The sequence below is a fragment of the Brachybacterium sp. GCM10030268 genome (assembly GCF_042666305.1).
Taxonomy (GTDB): domain Bacteria; phylum Actinomycetota; class Actinomycetes; order Actinomycetales; family Dermabacteraceae; genus Brachybacterium.
The window spans coordinates 1-24,152 of the sequence record NZ_JBHTCW010000002.1 but is presented as its reverse complement, the minus strand read 5'-3'; the positions used below and the strand labels follow the sequence as shown (position 1 = coordinate 24,152).

At 72.4% G+C, this 24,152-nt stretch carries 22 protein-coding genes; 6 read left to right on the top strand and 16 right to left on the bottom strand.

All coding sequences use genetic code 11. The features are described 5' to 3' along the window. The first annotated feature begins 25 nt into the window (after nt 1-25). Nucleotides 26-898: an NAD(P)-dependent oxidoreductase gene (locus ACFQRD_RS03155; protein ID WP_377020105.1), complete on the top strand. Its 873-nt coding sequence runs from the start codon at nt 26-28 to the stop codon at nt 896-898. Between the two features lie 6 nt (nt 899-904). Here the strand turns inward: ACFQRD_RS03155 and ACFQRD_RS03150 are convergent, their stop codons facing one another. Genes ACFQRD_RS03150 through ACFQRD_RS03140 form a run of 3 tightly spaced genes read right to left on the bottom strand, consistent with a single transcriptional unit; the run spans nt 905 to nt 4,026 of the window. Then, nucleotides 905-1,600, bottom strand: coding sequence for a GntR family transcriptional regulator (locus ACFQRD_RS03150; RefSeq protein WP_377020106.1), 696 nt, complete (start codon nt 1,598-1,600; stop codon nt 905-907). Continuing rightward, entirely contained in the window at nt 1,597-2,745 is a 1,149-nt protein-coding gene (zapE, locus tag ACFQRD_RS03145; RefSeq protein WP_377020107.1) for a cell division protein ZapE, read from the bottom strand. The genes ACFQRD_RS03150 and zapE overlap by 4 nt, the downstream gene beginning before the upstream one ends. Before the next feature lie 54 nt (nt 2,746-2,799). Continuing rightward, on the bottom strand, nt 2,800-4,026 hold the full coding sequence (locus tag ACFQRD_RS03140; protein ID WP_377020108.1) for an alpha/beta hydrolase family protein: 1,227 nt from the start codon (nt 4,024-4,026) through the stop codon (nt 2,800-2,802). A gap of 254 nt (nt 4,027-4,280) precedes the next feature. On the opposite strand from ACFQRD_RS03140, the gene msrB reads away from it, so the two are divergent. The 3 genes from msrB (at nt 4,281) to ACFQRD_RS03125 (ending at nt 6,811) form a co-directional block, all read left to right on the top strand. Beyond that, a complete protein-coding gene (gene msrB / locus ACFQRD_RS03135; protein ID WP_377020109.1) occupies nt 4,281-4,733 on the top strand; it encodes a peptide-methionine (R)-S-oxide reductase MsrB in 453 nt (150 codons plus the stop codon). A gap of 156 nt (nt 4,734-4,889) precedes the next feature. Then, nucleotides 4,890-5,582 (top strand): DUF3000 domain-containing protein, encoded by a 693-nt coding sequence (locus ACFQRD_RS03130; RefSeq protein WP_377020110.1) that lies wholly within the window; start codon nt 4,890-4,892, stop codon nt 5,580-5,582. Then, on the top strand, nt 5,579-6,811 hold the full coding sequence (locus ACFQRD_RS03125) for a ribonuclease D (protein WP_377020111.1): 1,233 nt from the start codon (nt 5,579-5,581) through the stop codon (nt 6,809-6,811). Before ACFQRD_RS03130 ends, ACFQRD_RS03125 begins: the two co-directional genes overlap by 4 nt. 37 nt (nt 6,812-6,848) lie before the next feature. On the opposite strand, the gene ACFQRD_RS03120 is transcribed toward ACFQRD_RS03125, so the two are convergent. Next, on the bottom strand, nt 6,849-7,235 hold the full coding sequence (locus ACFQRD_RS03120) for a winged helix-turn-helix transcriptional regulator (protein WP_377020112.1): 387 nt from the start codon (nt 7,233-7,235) through the stop codon (nt 6,849-6,851). A 71-nt stretch (nt 7,236-7,306) separates the two neighbouring features. On the opposite strand from ACFQRD_RS03120, the gene ACFQRD_RS03115 reads away from it, so the two are divergent. Then, nucleotides 7,307-8,248, top strand: coding sequence for an NAD(P)H-dependent oxidoreductase (locus ACFQRD_RS03115; RefSeq protein WP_377020113.1), 942 nt, complete (start codon nt 7,307-7,309; stop codon nt 8,246-8,248). A gap of 75 nt (nt 8,249-8,323) precedes the next feature. Continuing rightward, the gene (locus ACFQRD_RS03110; protein WP_377020114.1) at nt 8,324-8,728 is read left to right on the top strand and encodes a VOC family protein; all 405 of its coding nucleotides are present in this window, start codon (nt 8,324-8,326) and stop codon (nt 8,726-8,728) included. A 21-nt stretch (nt 8,729-8,749) separates the two neighbouring features. Here ACFQRD_RS03110 and ACFQRD_RS03105 read toward each other — a convergent pair whose 3' ends face one another. Genes ACFQRD_RS03105 through ACFQRD_RS03050 form a run of 12 tightly spaced genes read right to left on the bottom strand, consistent with a single transcriptional unit; the run spans nt 8,750 to nt 22,860 of the window. Beyond that, nucleotides 8,750-9,391 (bottom strand): NUDIX domain-containing protein, encoded by a 642-nt coding sequence (locus ACFQRD_RS03105; protein ID WP_377020115.1) that lies wholly within the window; start codon nt 9,389-9,391, stop codon nt 8,750-8,752. A gap of 4 nt (nt 9,392-9,395) precedes the next feature. Next, nucleotides 9,396-11,222, bottom strand: coding sequence for a CTP synthase (locus ACFQRD_RS03100; protein WP_377020116.1), 1,827 nt, complete (start codon nt 11,220-11,222; stop codon nt 9,396-9,398). Further along, entirely contained in the window at nt 11,216-12,352 is a 1,137-nt protein-coding gene (locus tag ACFQRD_RS03095; RefSeq protein WP_377020117.1) for a glycosyltransferase, read from the bottom strand. The genes ACFQRD_RS03100 and ACFQRD_RS03095 overlap by 7 nt, the downstream gene beginning before the upstream one ends. After that, entirely contained in the window at nt 12,349-14,223 is a 1,875-nt protein-coding gene (gene murJ / locus ACFQRD_RS03090; RefSeq protein WP_377020118.1) for a murein biosynthesis integral membrane protein MurJ, read from the bottom strand. Before murJ ends, ACFQRD_RS03095 begins: the two co-directional genes overlap by 4 nt. Then, entirely contained in the window at nt 14,220-15,107 is an 888-nt protein-coding gene (locus ACFQRD_RS03085) for a hypothetical protein (RefSeq protein ID WP_377803497.1), read from the bottom strand. Before ACFQRD_RS03085 ends, murJ begins: the two co-directional genes overlap by 4 nt. Then, nucleotides 15,104-16,141, bottom strand: a complete 1,038-nt coding sequence (locus tag ACFQRD_RS03080; protein ID WP_377803496.1) for a copper transporter — start codon at nt 16,139-16,141, stop codon at nt 15,104-15,106. The genes ACFQRD_RS03085 and ACFQRD_RS03080 overlap by 4 nt, the downstream gene beginning before the upstream one ends. A 15-nt stretch (nt 16,142-16,156) precedes the next feature. Then, a complete protein-coding gene (gene steA, locus ACFQRD_RS03075) occupies nt 16,157-17,329 on the bottom strand; it encodes a putative cytokinetic ring protein SteA (protein WP_377020121.1) in 1,173 nt (390 codons plus the stop codon). Beyond that, nucleotides 17,326-19,071, bottom strand: coding sequence for a DNA repair protein RecN (recN, locus tag ACFQRD_RS03070; protein WP_377803495.1), 1,746 nt, complete (start codon nt 19,069-19,071; stop codon nt 17,326-17,328). The genes steA and recN overlap by 4 nt, the downstream gene beginning before the upstream one ends. A gap of 17 nt (nt 19,072-19,088) precedes the next feature. Next, nucleotides 19,089-20,033 carry an NAD kinase gene (locus ACFQRD_RS03065; protein ID WP_377020123.1) on the bottom strand — a complete coding sequence of 315 codons (945 nt, stop codon included), beginning with the start codon at nt 20,031-20,033 and terminating at the stop codon, nt 19,089-19,091. A gap of 6 nt (nt 20,034-20,039) precedes the next feature. Then, a complete protein-coding gene (locus ACFQRD_RS03060; RefSeq protein WP_377020124.1) occupies nt 20,040-20,885 on the bottom strand; it encodes a TlyA family RNA methyltransferase in 846 nt (281 codons plus the stop codon). Beyond that, nucleotides 20,882-21,892, bottom strand: coding sequence for an HAD-IIA family hydrolase (locus tag ACFQRD_RS03055; RefSeq protein WP_377020129.1), 1,011 nt, complete (start codon nt 21,890-21,892; stop codon nt 20,882-20,884). Before ACFQRD_RS03055 ends, ACFQRD_RS03060 begins: the two co-directional genes overlap by 4 nt. Before the next feature lie 5 nt (nt 21,893-21,897). Further along, a complete protein-coding gene (locus ACFQRD_RS03050) occupies nt 21,898-22,860 on the bottom strand; it encodes a hypothetical protein (protein WP_377803494.1) in 963 nt (320 codons plus the stop codon). Between the last annotated feature and the right edge of the window lie 1,292 nt (nt 22,861-24,152).

The following is a 24,152-nucleotide window of genomic DNA, read 5'->3' as shown; positions in this document are numbered from 1 at the left end:
GCCCAGCACCTGTGAAGGAGCCACCATGGACCATCCCCGGACCGCAGTCCTCGGCCTGGGGCCGATGGGCCATCCCATCGCCGCCACCCTGGTCGCCGCCGCCCCGGACTCCGTGGTGGTGTGGAACCGCACGCCCGCCCGGGCTGACGACCTCGTCGCCGCCGGCGCACGACGCGCCGAGACCCTCGCGCACGCCGCGGCCCCCGTGATCCTCTCGGTGCTGCCCGACGTGGCCCAGCTGCGGGAGCGCCTGGACGCGGAGACCCGGGCAGCATGGGGCGCGGCCGGTGCGCGCTTGGTGATCATGTCGACCACCGGCCCCGACACCGTGAGGTCTCTCGCCGACGAGCTGGCAGCCGACGGGATCTCCGTGGTCGATGCCCCGATGTCCGGCGGGATCGCCGGGGCGGACGCCGGCACCCTGTCGATCATGATCGGCGGGGCGGAGGCGGACGTCACCGCAGTGCGGCCCGTCCTGGAGATCATCGGCGGCGCCGTGGAGCACCTGGGCCCGCTCGGCAGCGGGGCGGTGGCGAAGCTGTGCAATCAGATCGTCGTCGGCGGGACCCTCGCCGCCCTCGGAGAGGCGCTCGCCCTGGCCCGGCGCTCCGGCCTCGATGCCGAGCAGGTGGTGGAGCTGCTCGGCAGCGGCCTGGCCCGCAGTGAGGTGCTCAGTCAGAAGAAGCAGAAGCTGCTGTCCCGCGAGTACTCGTCAGGTGGCTCGACCATCAACCAGGTCAAGGATCTGCGGTATGCGACCGCGGCGGCGGACCGTGCGGCGCTGCCGGCGCGACTCCTGCCCGTACTGCTCGAGCAGTTCACCGAGGCGGTCGAGCAGGGGCACGGCGACGAGGACCACGCGGCGATACAGGAGCTCTATCTGGATCCCGAGAGCTGAGCCGCCTCATGGCGAGCCGGCACTGCCCAGTGACCGGTCGGTGACTCCGCGGACGTGGGCGCTCATCGCCGCCCGCGCGGCGTCCTCGTCGCCGCGCTGCACCGCCTCGAGCACCTCGCGATGCTCGGCGAGCGAGACCTCGGCGTCGTCGACACCGGCGTCGCCGAAACGGCGGAACCGCAGCGTGTGCACGGGGATCGCCTCGAGCGCGGCCGCGAGATACGGGTTGCGCGCGGCGCCCGCGATCTCCGCGTGGAAGGCGCTGGAATGCTGCAGGTACCCCTCGTACTCGCTGAAGCGGACCCCGACACCGGCGGACCGGGTGCGCTCGAGGGTCGCGGCCAGGTCCTCGCGCTGGCTCGCCGTGGCGCGCGCGGCGGCGAGCGCTGCGAGCTCCGGCTCCAGCAGCAGCCGCGCCTCCCCCATCCAGCGCACCTGATCGTCATCGGGCGGCATGGTGACCACGAAGCCACGCATGGGCAGATAGTCGACGAGCTTCTCACCGGTCAGCAGGTTCAGCGCCTCCCGCACCGGTGTCGCGCTCATGCCCAGTTCGTGGGAGAGCACGCCGATTCGCAGCGGGGTGCCCGGAGCGAGCGTGCCGTCCATGATCCGCGCGGCGAGGGCCCGACGGGCCTGCTCCGAGCGGGATCCGCGAGCTGCGGAGGCCGTGGCGGAAGCTCGCTCGGCCGGGCCGTTCACGCAGTGCGCTCCGCGGTCCGGGGACCCGATGTCCCGGCGGCGAGGGCATTGCCGTCGTGCGTGAGCGAGGCGAGCCGCGACAGCGCCCGGAGGTACTTCTTGCGGTATCCGCTGCGCAGCAGGTCGGGCGCGAACAGCTCGGTGATCACGGTGGGCTCCGCGGGGCGGTCCCCGGTGGTCGCCGGCGAGGACGGCCCGTTCCCTGCCGCGTCCGTCTCCCGGGCCGTGTCCGTGCGTGGCGGCAAGGCGGCGGCCGAGACCAGGGTGGGCACCTCACGGTCGTAGAGCCGGTCGACGAGGACGACGAAGCGCAGCGCGTCGTGGTGGTGGGAGAGCTCATGCATCCCGGTCAGATGGACGGCCGCGACGCCGTCGAGCATGGCCCCGTACCGGGAGGGATGCAGCCGCGTGAGGTGGCGCAGCAGGTCGTCGAAGGAATCCAAGGTGGCGTCGGCCAGGCCCGCGGCATGGTCGCGCACCTGGTCCTCGGGCAGTGCGACGACCTCGGTCACACCGTCGCGGTGGCGGTAGTCCTCGCCGTCGATGCGGATCACTTCGAAGCGCTCGGCCATCGCCTGGATCTCGCGCAGGAAGTCCTGCGCCGCGAACCGACCCTCACCGAGTGCGTCGGGCAGCGTGTTGGAGGTCGCCGCCACCGCGACTCCCCGGTCGGACAGCTCACGGATGAGCCGGGTCATCAACAGCGTGTCACCCGGGTCGTCGAGCTCGAACTCGTCGATGCACACCAGCACCGACTGCCCCAGCAGGTCCACGGCCTTCTGGAAGCCGAGCGCGCCCACCAGGTCGGTGTACTCGACGAACGTCCCGTAGACGCGCTCGCCCTCGACGGCGTGGAAGAGGGAGGTCAGCAGGTGGGTCTTGCCCACGCCGAAACCACCGTCGAGATACAGCCCGCGCGCGGGCTCCGGGCGGCGCCGCAGCCGCGCCAGGAAACCGCCCCGCGGCCTGCCCAGCTGGGCGGCGAACTCGGAGATGCTGTGCTTGGCCTGCTCCTGCGAGGGAAACGCGGGATCAGGCACATAGTTCTCCAGCCGCGCCCCGGAGAACCTCGGCGGCGGGACCAGATCCGCGAGCAGACGCTCGAGGGTAGGTTCCGGCCGGCGGTCGCAGAGCGCATCAGTCACGTCGGCCAGTGTATGTTCCGCCACCGGACCGGACCGGACCACGAGCGCGTGAACTCACAGACGCAGTCCGATGGATTCGGCGAGCGGGGCGGCGGCGGGGTCGCGCACCGGCAGCTGCCACGAGCTGACGTCCTCATCGAGGTCGAGGACGCGCACCAGATGATCAGCCAGCAGCCACTCGAACCGGGCAGGATCCCGGTTCCATTCGCGCGTGTGCGAGGCGCCCTCGAAGGGCACGAACTCCACCAGGTCGCCACGCAGCGCCGCCAGTCTCCGACTGGGACCGGGAGGGACGGTCGAGTCATCCAGCGCGTGGAACAGGAGAGTGGGATGGGTGAGGTGGGCGGCGTAGAACTCCGGGGTCATCTCGTGCAGGGCGAGCGGCTCGTGCAGCCGCACCATCCGAGCTCCGACGCGGGAGGTCATCATCCACATCGCCAGGCGCCGCATCTGCCGCGGCGCCTTCAGCGCCGTGGCGTGATAGATGAGGATGTCCCGCCAGTCCACCGCCGGCGAGTCGAGCACCACCGCAGCGATGAGATCACGATGGGCCGACCGTACCGAGGTGCGCAGGGCGATGCTCCCGCCCATCGACCAACCGACCAGGACGACGCGGCGGGCTCCCCGGGCCAGCGCGAACTCGATCGCGGCCTCGGTGTCCTCCCACTCGGCGACCCCGAGGTGGTGCATGCTGTCCGCGGACGCCGGGGCGCCGGTGTCGTTGCGGTAGGTGATCGCCAGGCTGGTCAGTCCCAGCCGGTGCAGCAGAGGGATCACCCGCAGCGCCTCGCCCCGGGTGGAGCCGTGGCCGTGGATGAGGATGGCCCACGTGTCCTCGCGGCCGGGGGCCGCTCCCTGCGCCGCATCGGGCCGCACCAGCCACGCGGGCATGTGGCCGACGGGCGAGTCGACCTCGACCTCCTCGGTCTCCAGCCCGTGCGCGGTCTGCGGGGACCCCGCCCAGAAGAAACCGTTGACGCCGGCCTTCTCGACCGTCAGCTGCTCGGCCGTGTCGGAGGCCAGCAGCGGACGGGACACCGTGGTCGGGGTGGGACGGCCGTCCACCGGGCCCAGCCGCACGTGGACCGCGCCACCGGACTGCCTCAGCGCGAGGTACCCGGCTCTCGCGGCTTCCTTGGTCGCGTCGAGATGGACACGGTCGGGATGGACCGCTCGCACAGGAAGGTCGGAGCGTTGGCGCAGGCCCTGCTGCGGCACCAGCGGCAGGCGCGCCATCACGCGGGCCCCGAGGGTCAGCAGTCCTGCGCTGAGTGTGAACATCGACGCCGCTCCCACCGCCCCCACGACGGCAGCTTCCGCCCATCTTCCCTGGTCGGAACGGGGTCGCAGGGCGCGGGTCCACGCGAGGGGACCTGTCTCGGGCCGGCACCGGAAGAACTCTCGCGTCATGCCGATCATCCTATCGGCGAGCTAGAATTGCAGCTGTGAGCGCCGTGTCCGTCCCTGGGCGAGGCGCGCGCTCGATCCATCGGCGAGAGCGACGCCCGCAGCGCCGCAGATCGGAGGGCTCCCCCATGACCACCGACCCCATCGGCACGCGTCCCTACCCGATCGCGATCAGCGAGGAGGAATGGCGCCGGCGCCTCTCCCCCGAGGAGTACCAGGTCCTGCGCCAGGGCGGCACGGAGCGTCCCGGCACCGGCGAGTACGAGGAGGTCCGGCCCGCCGGGACCTACGCCTGCAAGGCCTGCGGCGCGGAGCTGTTCACGGCGGAGACCCAGTTCGATGCCCACTGCGGGTGGCCGGCCTTCTACGCGCCGACGGACTCCGACTCGGTCGAGCTGCTCGAGGACACCTCGATGGGTATGCGCCGCATCGAGGTGCGCTGTGCGAACTGCGGTTCACACCTCGGGCACGTCTTCGAGGGCGAGGGCTTCGACACCCCCACGGACCAGCGCTACTGCATCAACTCGATCAGCCTGGTCCACAGCGACGACGCCCCCGCCGGGGACGCCTCCGCACGCTGACCGCACCGCCCCGCGGCGGCTCCCGCCGCGGGGCGGCGGCCGGCCCGGCCCCGGGCTACTCACGGGTCGGGGAACCGGCGAGGAGAGCGGGCCCTGCCGCAGGAGGTCGCGGCGCGCCTGTTCCGGGGCGGGCGCCCGCGCGGATAGTCTCACGGTGTGTCCGTCCATCGATTCCGCTCCGGCGACGACACCTTCCGTGCCGCCATCGACGCCATGACCAGCGCTCCGGTCCGCCCCGAGTTCACATGGCGCGACATCCCGGCGCCCTCGAAGATGGCGCCGTCGACCTGGGCCTGCACGGGCGAGGTGCTCGTGCACGACGAGGAGCTCGCCTCCGGCCGTCTGGTCATCCTCCACGACCCTGCAGGGCAGGAGGCGTGGGACGGCACCTACCGCGTGGTGGCACTGGTCCAGGCGCAGCTGGAGCCGGAGTTCGCCGTCGAGTCGATGCTCGGGGACGTCGCATGGTCATGGGTCACCGAATCCCTCGAGCTGCACGGTGCCGACGCGCGCGAACTGGGCTGCACCGCCACGCGGGTGGTCTCCCAGTCCTACGGGGCGCTCGCCTCACGGCCTTCCACCGTGGACGTCGAGATGCGCGTGTCATGGACCCCGGAGGCATCGGAGACGACGAGCGCCTCCGCGGCCGGGCCGGAGACGCCGCCGCTCGCCCTCGGCGGCTCGTCGGCCGAGGCCACGACCCCCGACCTCGCACCGCACTTCGCGGCCTGGACGGCGATGCTGGCCGCCGCAGGCGGGCTGCCCCCGGCGCCGCCGCGGGTCGCCCCCATCGCTCCCACCCACCTCGCGAGGGCACCGCGCCCCGAGGAAGCCGGTGACGCTCGGTGACCGATGCACCCACCACCACTGATCTGACGGCGCCCCGCGACGGTTTCGTGCCGATGATCGATCGGATCCAGCCGGTGCTGGCATGGTGCGAGGCCGCGTCCACGGAACCCGACGAGCCCGTCGCCGTCGATGCCGAGCGGGCCTCCAGCTACCGCTACAGCCCGCGCGCCTATCTGGTGCAGCTGCGCACCGAGGCTGCCGGCACCCTGCTGATCGATCCGCTCGCCTTCACCATGCCCTCGACGCTGCTGGACCTGCTGGCCTCCCGTGAATGGGTGCTCCACGCCGCTGACCAGGACCTGCCGAGCCTGGCCGAGTTGGGCATGAAGCCCGGCAGCCTGTTCGACACCGAGCTGGCCGCCCGTCTGCTCGGTATGGAGCGGGTGGGCCTGGGCGCCGTCGTGGAGGACACTCTGGGGCTGCGCCTGGCGAAGGAGCACTCCGCCGCCGACTGGTCGAAGCGACCGCTCCCTCCGGGCTGGCTGACCTATGCCGCGCTCGACGTCGAGGTGCTGGTCGAGGTGCGCGACGTGCTGGAGCAGCGGCTCCGGGATGCGGGCAAGGAGGACTGGGCGCGTCAGGAGTTCGAGTACGAGCGCACTCGAGAGCTGGGACCGCCCCGTTCGGCGAGCTGGCGCGGCATGCATGGACTGGGATCGCTGCGTTCGGCACGACAGCTGGCTGCGGCCCGCGAGATGTGGCTGCGGCGCGACGAGATCGCGCGCAGCGAGGATCTCTCACCGCATCGCGTGATCAAGGACCGTGACATCGTCGCCGCCGCCAAGGAGGCGACCCGCGGCCGCGAGGCCTTCGAGCGTGCTCTGCCTGCGAAGCTGCGCGGGAAGGACATCTGGTGGAAGGCGGCTCGCTCCGGGATCGAGCTGCCCGCCTCGCACCTTCCCGAGCGCTCGGAGCGCTCCTACCCGCCGCCGCACAAGCTCTGGGCCAAGAAGTACCCGGAGGTCTGGGAGCGCTATCAGGTCGTCCGCACCGCCATCGGTGAGCGCGCCGAGGATCTCGAGCTGCCGGCGGAGAACCTCGTCCAGCCCTCGCTGCTGCGCCACTGGGTGTGGGAGCACGAGTCGGTTCCCGAGGAGACGGTGCTGGAGGAGGAGCTGGTCGCGCTGGGAGCCCGCCCGTGGCAGGCGCACCAGGCAGCGCCCGTGATCCACCGGGCGCTGACCGAGCAGAGCGAGCAGAGCCCGGCCCCGGAGCCGGCGGAGGACTGACTCATCGCCGGGCTCGTCAGGGCCTGACAGTCGCGGGTCACCGCGCCTCGTCGCGGGCGGGCGCGTGCGCCGGCTCGTCGCGAGCGGTCATCTGTGCGCGGTCTTCGGCGAAGTGCTCGCCCCATCGGTCCATGCGCTCGACGATGCCCCCGAGGCTCCGTCCCAGATCGGTCAGGCTGTACTCCACCTTCGGCGGAACCTCGCGGTAGACCGTGCGCCGCACGATGCCGTCCTCCTCGAGCTCGCGGAGCTGCCGCGTGAGCGTCCGGGTGTTCGCGAGCGGGACCAGCCGCCCGAGCTCGTTGAACCGTCTGGTGCCCTCCAGGAGGTGCTTCACCAGGGTGAGCTTCCAGGTGCCACCGAGGACGGACACCGCCACCTCGACGGGGCACACCTCCATGGCTCGCTGCACCGGCAATCGCATGCGCACCTCCTGACCAGTGGACAGAAATGTCCGTACTTCCCCTATCGTAGGCGTCGCGTGACCATGGGGTCATGTCGAATCACACCGAGAATGACACCGCGGCTTCGGCCGCACCTCGAGGGCCGGGGCGCGCCGGCCGGCCGACCCGGCCCGCGCGCTCCGAACCCGGCGACGCGGCCGACGGCACCGACGGGACGCGGACGGTCCTGTGGGTGAGTGCGCACCCGGAGCCGCGTTCGCTGAACGGCGCGCTGCGTCGCGACGGGATCGCCCATCTGCGCCGGCTCGGACACAGCGTCATCGAATCCGACCTCTACGCCATGGAGTGGGATCCCGTGCTGCGTCCGCGCGACGGCGGCCGTGTCGAGCGGCCCGGCGCCGACACCGCGGGCTGCGACGAGCCGCCGGAGCGGTTCCGGGTCAGCGCGGATACCCGCCAGGCGCTCCTGACCGGGAGGCAGCCGGCAGATGTCGTGCGGGAGCAGGCGAAGCTGGAGCGGGCCGCTGCGATCGTGCTCCAGTTCCCTCTGTGGTGGTACGGGATGCCTGCTCTGATGAAGGGCTGGTTCGACCGGGTGTTCGTCAGCGGGTTCGCCTTCGGCACCGATCCCGAGACCGGGCGGCGGCTGAGATTCGAGCAGGGCCCGTTCAGGCAGAAGCGGGCCCTGGTGGTCACCACGCTCGGAGACCGGCCACACGCGATCGGGCCGCGGGGCAAGTCCGGGGAGCTGCACGAGCTGCTGTTCGGGCTCCTCCACGGCACCTTCGCGTACACCGGGATGGATGTGCTGAGTCCGTGGGCGCTGCCCAGTGCGGACCGGATCGAGGACACCGCGCCTGTCCGTCGGAGCCTGCGGACGCGGCTGGACGGCCTGTTCACGGAGGCCCCGCTCCCCTACCGGCCGCAGTTCACCGGTCAGTACACGCCGGAGTGGGAGCTGGCACCCCATGTGCTGCCCGGACAGTCGGGGCTGAGTGTGCACCTGGACGAGCCGGCCTGCGGCTGCGGGTGAGCACCGGCCGGCCAGGGCCGCGGCGCCGGGAGCGGAACCCTTGCCGTCCGGCCGCGGCGGGTGTTCGCTACGGGGATGGACGACGAATCTTCCCGCGAAACTCCCCGCCCGCACCTGAGCGGCTGGATCGGGGTCGTGCTCAGCGCCCCGAGGGCGCAGCCTCTCGCGCACTTCTACCGTGACCTGCTCGGGTGGCCGCTGCATCAGGACACGCCGGACTGGTGCACGATGCAGATCCCCGGCGCCCCGGCGAACCTCGCGTTCCAGAGCGAGGAGCACTACGCGCCTCCCATGTGGCCCGCAGGTCCCGGGGACCCGCACATGATGCTCCACCTCGACATCGGGGCACGCGACCTCGAGCAGGCCGTCGCCGCAGCTCGGGAGCTGGGAGCCACCGTGGCCGAGTTCCAACCACAGGATGATGTCCGTGTGGTGCTGGACCCGGCCGGGCATCTGTTCTGCCTGTATGTCGACGGCTGAGGCTCGGTCGACCACGGAGGCTCAGTCCCGACCGGGCCGCTCCATCCACGGCGCATCGGCCGCTCGCAGCGGTGGTACGGGAGCGCCAGTGGCGGCGAGGGTCCGCTGAGCGTGCAGTGCGAGGACACCGGCGATGGTCGTCGCGTTGGTGAGGCGTCCCTCCAGCACGGCCGTGACCGCCTCGGCCAGGGGCACCCAGCGCACCTCGATCTCGGCTTCTTCGTCGGTGCGTACGAACTCGCCCTCCTCCGTCAGCGCGGTGACGCCCGTGGCGAGGTAGACCCGGATCACCTCATCGCTGCCGCCGGGGCTCGGCCGCAGGTCCACCAGCGTCTGCAGGTGCGCGGCGGTGTGTCCGGTCTCCTCGGACAGTTCGCGCGCGGCGCCGACGTGAGGCGCCTCGCCGTTCACATCGAGCAGACCCGCCGGGATCTCCCAGAGCGTGTGGCCGACGGGATGGCGGTACTGCCGGATCAGCAGCACTCGGTCCTGGTCGTCGACGGCGAGCACCGCGACCGCCCCGGTGTGCCACATGTACTCACGCTGGAACTGCACCCCCGGGGCGAACTCGACGGTGTCACGGACGATGTCCCACACCATCCCGGAGTGGACCCGCTCCCGCGCCGAGACGGGGCGGGAGCCGGGCTCGTCGGCCAGGGTCATCGGGTCAGTCCCGGTCGCCCGCGGCGGGCGCGGGCTCGTCGGCCGCCTCGCTCGATTCGTCCGTGACCGGCTCCGGCTCGACCTCGAGCAGACGGGTGGCCTTCTGCAGGTCGAGCGCCGCGCCGATGAGCCCCGCGAACAGCGGGTGGGCGCGGGTGGGCCGGGACTTCAGCTCGGGATGGGCCTGAGTGCCGATGTAGTACGGATGCACATCCGTGGGCAGCTCCACGTACTCCACCAGAGAACGGTCCGCCGAGACGCCGGAGACGACCAGGCCGGCCTCCTCGAGCTGTTCACGGTAGGCGTTGTTGACCTCGTAGCGGTGGCGGTGGCGCTCGGCCGCCCGCGTGCTGCCGTAGGTGCGGGCGGCGAGGGACCCCTCGACCAGCGTGTGGTCGTAGGAGCCCAGGCGCATGGTGCCGCCGAGGTTGCCTGCGCCGGAGACGATGTCGGCCTGTTCGGCCATGGTCGCGATCACCGGGTGCTCGCAGGCCGGCTCGAACTCCGTGGAGTGCGCGCCGGCCAGGCCCAGCTCGTGCCGGGCGTATTCGATGACCATCGACTGCAGGCCCAGGCAGAGGCCCAGGGTCGGAATCGAGTGGGTGCGGGCGTAATGCAGCGCACCGACCTTGCCGTCGACCCCGCGGATCCCGAAGCCGCCGGGGACCACGATCGCGTCGACATCGCGCAGCTGCTGGTGGGCGCCGTCCTCGGTCTCGCACAGATCGGCCTCGACCCAGCGGATGGACACCTTCGCCGAGTGATGGAAGCCGCCGGCGCGCAATGCCTCGGTGACCGAGAGGTACGCGTCGGGCAGGTCGATGTACTTGCCGACCAGGGCCACGGTCACCTCGTAGACCGGGTGCTGGACGCGCTGCAGGAGGGACTCCCACTGGGTCCAGTCCACGTCGTGGCTGAGCAGGTCGAGGCGGCGGATCGCGTAGGCGTCCAGTCCCTCCCCGTGGATCACCAGCGGGATCTCGTAGATCGACGGCGCGTCCGCGCAGGTGACGACGGCGTCGATGTCGACGTCGCACATGGAGGAGATCTTGGCCTTGACCGAGGTCGGCAGCTCACGGTCCGCGCGCAGCACGATCGCGTCGGGCTGGATGCCGATCGAGCGCAGGGCGGCCACGGAGTGCTGGGTCGGCTTGGTCTTCAGCTCCTGGGAGGGGCCGATGAAGGGCACCAGCGAGACATGCACGAAGAAGACGCTGTCGCGGCCGATGTCCTGGCGGACCTGGCGGGCGGCCTCCAGGAACGGCTGGGACTCGATATCGCCGACGGTCCCGCCCACCTCGGTGATGATCACGTCGACGTCATCGCCGGCCTGGGAGCGCATCGACTCCTTGATGGCGTTGGTGATGTGCGGGATGACCTGCACGGTGTCACCGAGGTACTCGCCCCGGCGCTCCTTGGCGATGACGCCGGAGTAGACCTGGCCGGTGGTGACGTTCGCGTCGGCGGTGAGGTTCTCGTCCAGGAAGCGCTCGTAGTGGCCGATGTCCAGATCGGTCTCGGCGCCGTCCTCGGTCACGAAGACCTCTCCGTGCTGGAACGGGTTCATCGTGCCGGGGTCCACGTTCAGGTACGGGTCCAGCTTCTGCATCGTGACCCGCAGGCCGCGGCTTCGCAGCAGCATCCCCAAGGAGGAGGCGGTCAATCCCTTGCCGAGGCTGGAGACCACTCCCCCGGTCACGAAGATGTGTTTGGTGGTGCCGGGGTTCCGGAACGGCTTGGCCGAGGCGGCCTGGCCGATCCGTGGAATCGGGCCGGTACCGGAATGGGGGGTGCTCACGTTGCTCTCTGCCACGGACCCCCAACCTACCATCGGCCCTGGTTCAGGGCCAGGACATCGCCCAGCTGGTCGATCATGTCACCTGCGGTGGGCAGCTCCCGGGCACGACGGCGTGAGGCCTGCTCAGCCCGTTCTCGCAGCTGCACGTCGCGGTGCTCGGCGATCGCGGACGCCAGGGCGGGCGCGTCCCCGACGGGGACCAGCCGAGCAGCGGACCCGGTCACCCAGCGGGTGCCGCCGGCGTCGGTCGCGACGATCGCGCGGCCGGCCCGCAGCGCTTCCTGCAGAGCGACCGGCTGGCCCTCCCACCGGGCGGCGGAGACGACGAGGTCCGTCGCGGCCAGCAGACCAGGGATGTCATCGCGCCTGCCCAGCAGCTGAACCGGCAGGCGCTCGGCGCGGATCCGGTCGCGGAGTTCGCTCTCCAGCGGTCCGTCGCCGGCCACACGGATCCGCACCGGGGATCCCTCGCGGAGCAGGGCGGCAGCGCTGAGCAGGTCGTGCAGGCCCTTCTGCTCCGCCAGGCGCGCGATCACCAGCACGTCGAGGGGCTCTGCAGGCGCCGGATCCTGCTCGCCGCCGGACCCAGCAGTCTCGTCGAGCGGAGGAGCGCCGCCAGGAGGGGCGTCGACAGGAGGGGAGTCACCAGGAGGGGCGTCGCCGGGACGAGCGCCGCCAGGAGCGGTGCCGCCAGTGGGGACTCGCGTCGGGGCGGGGATGACGGCGTGGCGGACGTCCCGGGCCCCGGCGCGCCGGGCGTCCTCGGCGAGGTCGGGGGACACAGCCAGAACCGTGTCGGCGCGGCGGGCGAGGACCCGCAGCAGCGCGGCACCGACACCCCGAGCCAGGAGCGAGCCGACGGTGCGGTTGTGCAGAGTGACCACCAGGCGCTGCTCGCGTCCCCGGGGCATGGCCAGAGCGCTCAGCGCTCCGGCTCGCAGCCCGTGGGCGTGGACCGCCGACGGCACCGGGGCGGTGCTGAACGAACGGTGCAGTGCGCGCACCGCGCGGAGGTCCGCCAGCGGCCGGGGCCGTTCTCCGATCCGCGCCCGGGCCTCGCGGACATCGTGGCCCGCCCGGGTCAGCTCCTGGAGCTCCTGGTCGACATGTGCTGCAAGACCTCCGCTGGCCCGAGGCCTGACCAGGACCACGGTCGCGGTCACGGCGTCATCTTCCCGGCTCCGGTTCCGCGCCGCATGCGGGAGATCATGTCCCGCACCAGCGGCGGGTCAGCAGCGGCCATCACGGCGCCGGCGAGCAGCGCGGCCACGACCCCCGCGGCGAGCCCGGACAGCACGGCGCCGACCTCGCCGGTCTCGGTGGTCACCAGCCACTTGGCGATCAGCATCCCGGGGATGCCGCCGGCCAGAAGTGCCACCGGCGCCAGGACCGCCATGCGGCGCACTCGGGGGAGGTCGCCGCCCGGCTCGATCACGTCGGCGATGCGGCCCAGTCCTACGAGCGCCGACAGCGCCATGCCCACGGCGATCGTGATGCCGAAGGCGGTGGCGGCCTCGGCGGCCGAGCGGGTGGGACTGGGGATGATCAGGATCAGGATCATCACGGCAGCGATGCCCCAGCCCACCGACCCGACCAGCAGGGCGTCACGGGCGCGCAGCGCGGCCGCCAGGATCCGGGTGCACTGGGTCGCGACGGCGAAGCCGGCCAGCCCCAGGGCGAAGGCGGCGGCGGTGGACCCGACGCCGGCCGCGCCGGAGCGATCCACCAGGCGGAAGAACTGCTCGAGCGCAGGGGCCCCGGCGAACAGGACCGCAGCACCGACCACGGAGACGATCATGACGGTGCGCACCGAGGCGGAGGCGACCCGGGCGAACCCGGTGGTATCGCCGACCAGCCGCATCTCGGAGAGATGGGGGAAGACAGCAGTGACCAGCGGCACCACGAGGATCGCGTACGGCAGCAGGTACAGCGCCTGAGCGTACTGGAAGACCGGCAGGGTCCCGGTGCCGCCGGCGCGCATCGCCAGCAGCAGGACGATGGCGAGCACGGCCTGCTGAGCACCGACGGCACCGAGACCGGCACCGCCGAGTGCGAGGGCACGGCGCCCGTAGCGCGGCGGCATCGTCAGTGCCGGGCGCACGCGCAGCCCGGCTCGCAGCGCCGCGATCGCGACCGGGACAGCCATCGCGGCGACCCCGGCCGTGGTCCCCCATCCCAGCCACGCGATCGCGCCGTCGCCGATCGTGGTGGTGGTGGCGACCGGCGGCACCAGCCATGCATAGACGCGGTAGGAGCCCATCACCACGAGCGAGGAGATCAGCGGCATCATCGCGGGCCACAGGAATCGCTTGCGGGCCTGGAGGTACGCGCCGAGCACCACCGAGATCCCGTACAGCGGGAGCTGGACCGCGAAGATGCGCAGCAGGGTCGCTCCGAGGTGGACGCCTCCGGAGCCGGTGTCTTCGCTGACCAGCAGCAGCTGGGCCAGGGGCTCGGCGAATCCGATGACGATCGCTGCGAGCACGACGGTTCCCAGCAGCGTCCACGTCAGCAGCACCGAGACGATCCGGTCGGCGCGGGCGGCTCCGTCACGGCGGTCCCGCCGGGGCGGGAGGTCGTCGTCGGCGCGGGTGGGCACCGGCACGGGCATCCCGGCTCTGCCGGGGCCCTCGTTCGGACTCCTGTCAGCGGGGCCGTCACCGGGGGCGTCGTCGACCGCGTCGGTCCCGTCGATGCTGTGCCCGGAGGCGGCGCCGCTGGCAGCACGATCGTCGGAGTCCCGCTCGGGGACGAGGCCGGCGATCAGCGGGACCACCACGGCGGCGAGCGCTCCGCCGGCGATGATCTCGAACAGCACGTTGGGCAGCATGTTGGCGGTGGCGTACGCGGTGCCGACGTCACCGGCGCCCACGCTGGCACCGAACACGAGGTAGCGCACGAACCCGGCGATCCTGGCGAGCACCGTGATCACCAGGATCAGTCCGGCGCCGCGCAGCACGGCTCCGGCGATGCCAGCGGGCGCCGCGGCAGTCGAGTCGGGATGGCCCGTGTGCCCAGGATGCGACGTGCTCATCGTGCCTTCTCCTCGGCGTCGGGCTCGTCGTCCGCTCCGCGGGGCGCAGCGGGCGCGGACGGCATGGCGCTGCGGCGCCCCAGCCTGTCCACGGCACGCAGAGCCGGGGTGGATTCGATGACGGCGCTGAAGCTGACCTTCTCGCTGGCCAGCGTGAGGGCGACGACGGCGACGAGCAGGACGGCCCTGGCCGGCTCCGGGAGGATCCGCGTCGCAGCGGTGCCGACGGCGGCTCCCAGCACGTTCGCCCCGGCGTCGCCGAGCATGCCGTGCTCGCGGACGTCCGCCGGGAGCACCAGCAGGCCGGGGACGAGAGCGGCGAGGGCCAGGGCGCGCCCGGCCTCTCCCTCCGTGCCGGCCCGTGCGGGCCGGGCCGCCAGCAGCGCGGCCGCGGGCAGCACGGCCTTCAGGGCGCGGCCAGGTCGCAGGTCCAGCAGGTTGGCGAGGTTCGCGCAGCCGGCGACCAGGGCTCCGTCGATCGCGGTCATCACCGCTGACCGTGGTCGCGGAGCTGCAGCGGCACCCGCCATGGCGAGCACGGGGATGCCGAGCGCCTTGGCGGCTCCGGTGGTCAGCTGCCCCTCCCGCAATGCGCCGAGGTGCCCGCGAAGCCCCTTGGAGACGGTGCGGCCGGCACGGCGCAGGCGCGGCTCGAGCAGGTCGTCGGCAAGCCCCAGGGCGCCGATGCCGGCGAGCACGGCGGCATCGGATCGGCGCCGGCTCCGCAGTGCCAGCGCGCTGGTCCCGGCGACCACGAGCACTCCTTCGGCCAGGCTCACGGCGCGACCGGCGAAGTTGGTACGGCGCAGCTCCTTGCGGAGCGCTGCCTGCGCGCTGCGCAGCCGACGCGGGCCCGGGGGCACCGCAGGATTGCCCGCGCTCACTCCGCTCCCCCGCCGTCCGAGGGTGTCGGGCCCTCGCCGCCGCCGGAGTCCTCCCCGACGCCCTGCGTCTCGGGCAGGGCAGGGAGCCGATCCTCGGCGTCCGCGGTCGTCCCGTAGGCACCCGCCCCGCCGCGGACCTGCTCGATCAGGGCGAGGACCGACAGCACCGGCCCGTCGGCCTCCTGGAGCCGGTCGGTGGTCGAGATGCTGTCGTATACGTCATCGCCGCGGACGGTGCGCAGGATGCCGGTGGTGGCATCGTTGCCGGGAGTCGCGGCGGAGACCACCGCGGGCATGCCCGTCCCGGCGAGCGCTCCCAGCAGTGCGGTCTGCGAGGAGAGCAGACTCTGAGCACGCTCGGTGGCGACCGCGTCGTCCTCGGTCCCGCCGGTCAGCTCCTCGGGCGCGGCACTGGCGTACAGGGCCGCATCCACCTCGGCCGGCGCCTCGCCGTCGACCGCGACCAGCTGATGATCCGTGAAGACCTGCCAGAGCTGATCGCGCAGCTCGGGAGTGAGCTCTCCGGTCGCCGGTGGGCTCAACAGGGCCACGATCACCGCCGAGAGCTGCTCGGAGGAGGTCGCCCCGTCACCGAGAACGCTGGGAGCGATGTCGCGGATCTGCTCGATGGCCTCACTGCGCTGCTGCTCCTGATCGGGTTCCCACAGTGCGGGCTGAAGATCGATCTGCACCGTGGAGGCGGCACCGGCATCCTCGAGCAGCGCCGTGATGCGGTCGATGCCGGCGCGGGTGGAGGCGTCGTCGGTGAGCACGGCCACCCGGGTCCCCGTGAGGGTGCCGTCGACCAGGTCGGGACCGAGCTCGGTGATGAAGGAGGCCAGCTGGTCCTTCTCGGTCTCGAGCTCGTCGGCCTGCGTGCGCAGGTCGTCCTGTTCCGTGCGCAGCTGCTCGACCTGCTCGGCCAGCTGATTGCCGAGGTTCTCGCGCAGGGGGCCGGCGCCGAGCACGATCCCGACGGCGAGCGCCAGGAACACGGAGATCAGCGAGACGAGGTGATAGCGAAAATCGATCACGGGGTCGGGACCCTCCTACGACCCGGTGGCCCGGGGTGAGAACAGCATGGTGAACCAGGACAGCATGGCATCGAGCCGGGCGCCGAGGATCTGGACCAGCGCCTGCCCGCCGGGAGTGGCCCAGAGCGCGACCGCGAGGGCGGCGAGCCCGGCCAGCGCCAGCAGCACCAGCTGGAACGTCGAGATCCTCTGACGGTACAGCCGCGAGACGCCCTTGGCGTCGACCAGCTTCGAGCCGATCCGCAGGCGGGTCAGGAAGGTCGAGCTCATGCCGGCACGGCCCTTGTCGAGGAACTCCTCCAGGGTGCCGTGGGTGCCGACGGCGACGATGACGGAGGCGCCCTTCTCGTCGGCCAGGAGCATCGCGATGTCCTCGCTGGTGCCGGACGCGGGGAAGAGGACCGCTCTGGGTCCGAGACCGAGCTCCTCCAGCCGGTCGAAGCCGGGCGCACGGCCGTCGCGGTAGGCGTGGACGACGAGTTCGGCTCCGCTGCGCAGAGCCCGGTCGGAGACGGAGTCCATGTCGCCGATGATCATGTCGGGACGGAAGCCGGCCTCGAGCACCGCGTCGGCGCCCCCGTCGACGCCGATGATGATCGGCCGATTCTCGCGCAGGAAGGGCCGCAGGGTCGCCAGGTCCTCCTTGTAGTGGTAGCCGCGCACCACGATCAGCACGGGTCGTCCCGCCAGCTCGGTGCGCACCTCCGGGGCGCCGATCCCATCCAGCAGCAGATCGCGCTCGCGCAGCATGTACTCCATGGTGTTCTCGGCGAACAGTTCGAGCTGTTCGGACAGTCCGTCGCGTGCGACCTCGAGGGAGGCGGCGACCGTCTGCTCGTCCTGCGCGGTGCCCCGTGCGATCACGGTCTCCCCCAGCAGCACCGCTCCCCCGCTGACGGTGATCGTCCGCCCCTCGCGGAGGTCTTCGAACACGGCGGGGCCGAGGTTGTCGACCAGCACGATGCCGGCCTCGACGAGGATGCGCGGCCCGGCGTTGGGGTAACGGCCCGACGTGGACGCGGCGGCGTTGAGGACGGCTGCGGGGTGGCGTTCCAGGAGTGCCTCGGCGGCGACGCGGTCGATGTCCTCGTGGTCGATGACCGCGATGTCACCGGCCTGGAGCCGCTTGGTGAGGTCCTTGGTCCGTTTCCCGAGCCGGGCGGTGCCGGTCACCTCGGCGGCGTTCATCGGCGGGTCCCGGCGGAGGCCTGTGCGCCGGAGACGACGGTGCCCGCCTCCTCCAACAGTTCCTCGGCGTGGGCGAGGGCGAGATCCGAGGTGTCGCCGGCGAGCATCCGGGCCAGCTCGCCGATCCGGCCGGCGCGGTCCAGGGTCTCGACGGTGGAGCTGGTGGAGCCGTCGACGGAGGATTTCACGATCTGCAGGTGGGTGCCGGCGTGCGCGGCGACCTGCGGCAGGTGGGTGACGACGATGACCTGGGCGTGCTGGGCCAGGCGAGCCAGACGCTGACCGACGGCCAGCGCCGCGCGGCCGCCGATGCCGGCATCGATCTCGTCGAAGACGAAGACCGGGGCGGCGGTGCGATCGCTGCGGGAGGCGGACAGCGCCACCTCGAGGGCGAGCATCACGCGGGAGAGCTCGCCGCCGGAGGCTGCCCTGGCGACGGGAAGATGGTCGGCCCCCGGGTGGGGCGCCAGCAGGATCGCCACGGCGTCGCGGCCGTGGATCCGGTGCGACTGCTCGCCGACATCGACGCGGATGGCCGCATCGGGCATCTCGAGGTGGCGCAGCTCCTCCTGGACCGCGTCGGACAGTTCACGGGCCGCCGCGACGCGGGCTGCGGTGAGGGCGGCGGCCGCCTCGTCGAGCTCCGCCTGGGTGCTCTCCAGCTGCTCCGCGGCCGCGGCCCGCTCCTGATCCGCGCCGTCGTAGCGGTCCAGATCGACCGCCGCGCCGCGGGAGGCCTCCAGCAGTGAGGTCACATCCTCGACCGGAACGTCGGGGTCCGAGAGCACCGGCGCGAGGTCGCGGATCAGGACGGTCAGTTCGTGCAGCCGCTCGTTCGCCTCCTCGAGCCGCCCCGGGGAGGCGTCGATGTCCTCGGCGTAGCGAGTGAGCTCGGCGGCGATGTCGGACAGCTCGATGCGGGAGGCCTCGAGCCGCTCGACCAGGGGCGCGAGCGAGTCGTCGGTGCGGGAGGCCCGTCCCAGTGCCTCGGCGGCGACGTCGAGCAGCGGCCCGGCGGCGGGCGCGTCGTCGTCGGCGACCAGGGCGAGCGCGGCCTGGTTCGCGGCGGCACGCAGTTCGCCGGCGTTGCCGAGACGCTCGAGCTCGGAGCGCAGGGCGGCATCCTCGCCGGGCTGCGGATCGGCCTGTTCAAGGCGCTCCAGGGTCTCGCGCAGCACCGTGGCGCGTCGATCGCGCTCGCTGAGCAGGTCGTCGAGCTCGGCGAGCCGCTCTGTCAGTGCCGAACGCTCCCGCCAGAGCTCGCGGTGGCGCTCGAGCAGCGGCTCGATCTCCTCCCGCGCGAAGCGGTCCAGCGCCTCGCGCTGGGCGTCGGGGTCACGGAGGCGCTGCTGGTCGGACTGGCCATGGACGGTGACGGCGGTGCCGACGAGCCGGGCGAGGGTTCCGATGGGGACCGGGGCCCCGCCGATCTGGGCGCGGGAGCGGCCGTCGCGGGTGACGCGGCGCACCACCAGCACCTCGCCGTCCTCCTCCTCGGCCCCGAGGTCGTCCAGAGCGGCCTCCAGCTCGTCGTGCCCGGCCAGGGCCAGCGTCCCGTCGACCGTGCTGGCTTCGCGCAGGCGGCCGCGTTCCAGTCGCCCGCCCAGGAGCATCGTCAGCCCCGTCACGATCATGGTCTTGCCCGCGCCCGTCTCGCCCGTGAGCGCGGTGAAGCCGGGCCCGAATTCGAGGGTGGCGTCGTCGATCACGCCGATGTGGCGGATCCGCAGGGTGGAGAGCATGCTCGGCCTCAGCCCCCTCAGCGCGTGCGAGGGCCGCGTCCGCGCCAGCCGACCACCGGCAGCTGGAACTTCTCGACGAGCCGGTCGGCGAACGGGGTGGCGCTCAGACGCACCAGGCGCACCCACTGGGCCGACAGCCGCGCTTCGACGCGGGCGCCGACGGTGACGTCCACGGTGCGACGGCCATCCAGGGTCAGCACCGCATCCTCGCGGTTGTCCAGCGTCATCTCGATCGCCGCTTCGGAGGAACGGCCCAGCACCAGGGGCCGGGAGAACAGCGCATGCGCGGCCAGCGGGATCAGCAGCATCGCGTCGACCTCGGGCCAGATCACCGGTCCGCCGGCGCTGAAGGCGTACGCGGTCGAACCGGTCGAGGTCGACAGCAGCACGCCGTCGCAGCCGAAGGAGGACACGGGGCGGCCGTCGATCTCGACCGCCACCGAGATCATCTTCTGGCGGTCGGCCTTCTCCAGCGAGGCCTCGTTCAGGGCCCAGTGCTGGGCCAGGGGGTGGTCCTCGGCGTCCAGCACGGTGATGTCCAGCGTAGAGCGCTTCTCGATCTCGTAATCGCCGTCCAGGAGGCGGGAGACGGTGGTCGCGAGGGCCTCCGCCTCGCTCTCGGCGAGGAACCCGACGTGGCCGAGGTTGACCCCGTGGACGGGGACATCGGCGTCGCGGACCACTTCGAGCGCCCGCAGGATGGTCCCGTCCCCGCCGAGGACGATCCCGAGCTCGACGAGGTCGGCGGCCGAGAGGGCATCGAGCACGTCGACCTCGCCTCCGGTGAGGACGTCCAGCAGTCCCTCCGGGGCGACGTCGGCCGGCAGCGCCTTGATCTCCTCGACCTGGTCGTCGATCACGATGCCGCGCACGCCGCGGGCGGTGAGCTCCTGGAGCACGGTGAGCATGGCGCCGAGAGCGGCGCGGCGACCGGTGTGGACGTAGAGGAGGAACCGTCGCATCCTGGGTCAATCCTCCTGGGTGGGGTGCTGGGTGCCGCGATGGCGCGGCTGATTCCCGCGCACGGCGGTCTCGATCATGTCATAGGCATCCGCGTCGAGGGCGCAGGTCACGCCGCTCGGCTGCAGATGCAGGAAGTACTCGCGGTTGCCGTCCTGCCCGGGCAGGCCGCTGGGGCCGACGGCCAGCAGCGCCAGACCGGCCGCCGCGGCCGCCTCCGCGACGCCGCGGACGGCACCGGCCCGGGCGGCCGGGTCGCTGACCACGCCGGTGCGGGGAAGAGCCTCTCGGCCCACCTCGAACTGGGGCTTGACCATGACCAGCAGATCTCCGCCGCGGCGGACGACCCCGCCCAGCGGGCTGATCACGGTGCGCAGGGAGATGAAGGAGAGATCGGCGACCAGCAGGTCGACGGCGGTCCCGATCAGCGCCGGGGTGAGCTCCCGCACGCTGGTGCGATCGCGCACGATGACGCGCGGGTCCTCGCGCACGTGGTCCGCGAGCTGATCGTGGCCGATGTCGACCGCGATCACCTCGGCGGCACCACGGCGCAGGAGGACGTCGGTGAAGCCTCCCGTGGACGCGCCGGCGTCGAGGCAGCGCGCACCCGTGGGATCGAGGCCCAGTCCGTCCAGCGCGCCGGCCAGCTTGTGGGCGGCTCGGGAGGCGTACTCCGTGCCGTCGGGCACATCGACGACCTCCAGCGCCGCGCCGGTGGCGACGGCGGCGGATGCCTTGGTGGCCGCCCGGCCGTCGACGCGGGCACGGCCCTCCTCGATGATGCGGCGGGCGTGACTGCGGGACCGGGCGAGACCGGCTGCGAGGAGGGCGACGTCGAGCCGCTGCCCGCTCACCGGTCGCCGGGGCGCTGCTCGGTGCCGTGCCGGTCCAGGAGGCGCCCGGTCCAGGCCGCGTCCGCACGATGCGCGCCGAGCAGGGCCAGGACGGCCCGCAGCACTCGCGGGTCCTCGGCGTCGCCGCGCAGGATGATGTCCCCGTCCTCGCCCCAGGCCGCGCTGACGGCGCCGCAGCGGGCCCGATCACCATCCACGACGGGCAGCGGGAAGGGAGCGTGGAGCTCGGAGAGGTCGGGGAGGATGAAGGTGGGCCGCCGTACGGGGTCGGCCCGCAGAGCCGATTCGATGCCGTCGACGCCCGTCAGCACCAGCAGCGAATCCATGCCGGCGCGCACGGCGCCCTCGATGTCGGTGTCCAGGCGGTCCCCCACGATCAGCGGCCGACGTGCCTCGTGGTCCTGGGCGGCGACGGTGAACATGCCCGGTTCGGGCTTGCCCGCCACATCAGGGTCGGCGCCGGTGGCATGGCGCAGGGCCGCGACCATGGCACCGTTGCCGGGTGCCAGACCGCGTTCGGTGGGCAGGGTCGCGTCGACGTTGGTCGCCATCCAGGAGGCGCCGCGGCGAATCGCGTAGGCGCCCTCGGCCAGCAGAGGCCAGCTCAGGTCCGGTGACCACCCCTGCACCACTGCGGCGACATCGTCCGTGTCCTTCTCGACGGGGTCCAGGCCGACCTCGCGGATCTGCTCGGCGAGGCTGGCTCCCCCGACGACGAGGACCTTCGCGCCGGGGTCGAGACGGTCCGCGAGCAGGCGGGATGCCACCTGCGGGGAGGTCACGAACTCCTCCGGCCGCGCCGGGATCCCGACCTCGGCCAGGTGCTCGGCGGCCTGCTGCGGCGTCCGTGAGGCATTGTTGGTGGCGAAGACGAGCGTGCGTCCGCCCTCGCGTGCCCGTTCCACAGCTGCGGCGGCGTGCGGAATCTGTTTCGCGCCGTGCATCAACGTGCCATCGAGGTCGAACATCAGCACGTCGTAGAGGTCCAGCAGCGACGGGTCCGGCATGCGGGTCACGCGCGCGCCTCCGGGCCGCTGTTCGGAGTCGCACTCAGCACGCGGCGCGAGCCACTGTCGGACTCCGGGCGGTCGAGCTCCGCCCTCTCGCCGTCGAGCCCGTCGGCCTCCGCGCGGTCGCCGTCGAGCTCGTCGGCCTCGTCGGCCTCGACGGCCTCGACGGCCTCGACGGGTCCAGCCTGTGCCCCGTCCGCGTCCGCGTCGGAGTCGTCGGTGACGCTCTGATCCGCATCGAAGTCGTCGGTGCCGCTCCCGCCTGCGCCGGAGTCGTCGATGCCGCTCTCGTCGGCGTCAGAGGCTTCTGCGCGGTCGTCGCCGGCATCAGAGCCGTCGTCGGCGTCGGGATCATAGGCGTCGAGAACCGCCACCTCCTCGTCGTCCTCCCACAGGGGATCGGCGTCCGGGGTGGGTACCGCACGGCCAAGACGCTCGGCGGCGTCGGTGAGGTGCTCGGTGTCGGCGTCGGCTGCCAACGTCAGCCAGCGCTTCGCCTCCTCGTGACGGTTCGCACGGTCGAGCAGATCGGCGTAGGCGACCCAGAGGCGCACCTGCCAGCGGCCGTCGACCTTGTGGCGCAGCGCGGGGATCTCGAGCGTGCGCAGCGCGGTCTCGGTGTCCCCGATGTCCGAGTACGCGCCGGCCACGACGATCATCAGCTCGATGGCTGCGTGAACTCCGAGTTCGGAGGCATCGTCCGACGCCGCGATATCGAAGGCACGCTCGGGCCGGCCCATCCCACGCTCGGCGTCGGCGATCATCGGAAGGATGTCGGTGCGGCCGGTGATCCGCAGCGATGTGCGCAGTTCACGCACGGCCGTACGGTAGTCGCCGTAGCGGTAGGCGAGGATGCCGTACATCTCGCGGACCCCGCCGATGCGGCCTCCGATGCGGGCTGCGAAGCGGGCGTGGGCCTGGGAGGCCTCCGGATCGCTGTCCTCGAGCAGGTAGGCGGCGACCATGTGCTGGGAGACGCGCTCGGCGGTCTCGCGGCTGAGCCCCCGGAGCTCGTCGCGGATCTCCTTGTCCAGCTCCCGGCCGGTGATGCCCGGGGGGATGCGAGGTTCGAACGGGCGATCCGCGCGTGCTTCCTGCCCTGGCCGCGAAGTGCGGCGGTCATCCCGCGGGCGATCGCCCTGCCGTGACGACGGACGACGATCGCCCTCGCCGGAGCGCGGGTGCCGGTTCCCTGCGGATGAGCTGCGACCGTCCCGCTGGTCGGCGGAACCGGGGCTGTACCGCGAGCCGGCCGGACGGCCAGGACCATCACGGCCATCGCGGCGCTGCGCACCGTAGGGGCGGACGCCCCCGGAGCCGCGATCGCTTCCACGACGCTGGTCGGAGCCGCGACCGCCATCACGACGATCGGAGCCACGGCGAGCATCGGAGCTGCGGTTCTGGTCCCGGCGTGCCGGGTCTCGGCGATCCTGACTGCGGTCGCCGGCGGGGCCCCTGCGGCCCGGTTCGTCCGCGCCACGGGGCCGGCCCTCACGCTTCGGGGCGGTGGACCGTGCGCCGTCGCTCTGGGAGCTGCGAGAGGTGCCTCCCCGGCTCGCCCCCTGAGAGCGCGAGTTCCAGTCCCCGGAGCCGCCCTGCGGACGTTTCCGGGCGCCGGGCGAGCGGTCGCTGCGCCGCTGGCTGTCCCGGCTGCTGCCGTACCCGCGGTCGTCCTCGCTCTTGCTGTCCTCAGCCACGTAGATCGTCCGTCTCTTCTAGCTCGCCCTATGCCCTTATCGAACACCCAGCGTATGCGACCCCGTCCAGGAGACCGGGCAGTAAGCCCACCATCCGTGACTGCTCTCACGAGCTCCACCGGCCCTTTGATCGTACGCAGTTCCTCGAGGTGCAGACGGTCACAAGGGCGGTTTCGTGCAGCGCCGCACGCGAGCGGACGGCTCCCGGAACCGGCACGACGTCAGGGACATGGGGCCGCCACAGCGACTGCAGAACGTGGGAACGCTGCCCGGGTCGGGGTCGCCCGCCGTGCAGTCGGCGGCGGCGTCAGACGGACGGACGCGTGCCGGCGCGATGAGGATCGGCCGATGCCGTCGCCGCCCGGAACCGCTGCGGGGGCGCAGCCCCCACGCGTCCGCACCCCTTGCCGGGAACACCCGGGTCTGCCCGCTCCGTCCACGCCGCGCCGATCTGCGCTGGGGCCGGTTGTTTTCGGGCGCGAAAAAAGGGAGTGGGAGGAGCGAAACCCCTTGTTCAAGGGGTCTCCAGCTCACTCCCACTCCCAGTGAAGATGTCCGGC

Excerpts from the sequence above, each read along its gene's own strand:
- ACFQRD_RS03155 (WP_377020105.1), top strand. The coding sequence starts at position 26 with ATGGACCATCCCCGGACCGCAGTCCTCGGCCTGGGGCCGATGGGCCAT.
- ACFQRD_RS03140 (WP_377020108.1), bottom strand. The coding sequence starts at position 4,026 with ATGTTCACACTCAGCGCAGGACTGCTGACCCTCGGGGCCCGCGTGATG.
- ACFQRD_RS03100 (WP_377020116.1), bottom strand. The coding sequence starts at position 11,222 with ATGGTAGGTTGGGGGTCCGTGGCAGAGAGCAACGTGAGCACCCCCCAT.
- ACFQRD_RS03115 (WP_377020113.1), top strand. The coding sequence starts at position 7,307 with ATGTCGAATCACACCGAGAATGACACCGCGGCTTCGGCCGCACCTCGA.
- recN (WP_377803495.1), bottom strand. The coding sequence starts at position 19,071 with ATGCTCTCCACCCTGCGGATCCGCCACATCGGCGTGATCGACGACGCC.
- ACFQRD_RS03065 (WP_377020123.1), bottom strand. The coding sequence starts at position 20,033 with ATGCGACGGTTCCTCCTCTACGTCCACACCGGTCGCCGCGCCGCTCTC.
- ACFQRD_RS03110 (WP_377020114.1), top strand. The coding sequence starts at position 8,324 with ATGGACGACGAATCTTCCCGCGAAACTCCCCGCCCGCACCTGAGCGGC.
- msrB (WP_377020109.1), top strand. The coding sequence starts at position 4,281 with ATGACCACCGACCCCATCGGCACGCGTCCCTACCCGATCGCGATCAGC.
- ACFQRD_RS03120 (WP_377020112.1), bottom strand. The coding sequence starts at position 7,235 with ATGCGATTGCCGGTGCAGCGAGCCATGGAGGTGTGCCCCGTCGAGGTG.
- ACFQRD_RS03050 (WP_377803494.1), bottom strand. The coding sequence starts at position 22,860 with ATGGTCGCCGCCTACCTGCTCGAGGACAGCGATCCGGAGGCCTCCCAG.
- ACFQRD_RS03105 (WP_377020115.1), bottom strand. The coding sequence starts at position 9,391 with ATGACCCTGGCCGACGAGCCCGGCTCCCGCCCCGTCTCGGCGCGGGAG.
- murJ (WP_377020118.1), bottom strand. The coding sequence starts at position 14,223 with ATGAGCACGTCGCATCCTGGGCACACGGGCCATCCCGACTCGACTGCC.
- steA (WP_377020121.1), bottom strand. The coding sequence starts at position 17,329 with ATGAACGCCGCCGAGGTGACCGGCACCGCCCGGCTCGGGAAACGGACC.
- ACFQRD_RS03055 (WP_377020129.1), bottom strand. The coding sequence starts at position 21,892 with ATGCCGGACCCGTCGCTGCTGGACCTCTACGACGTGCTGATGTTCGAC.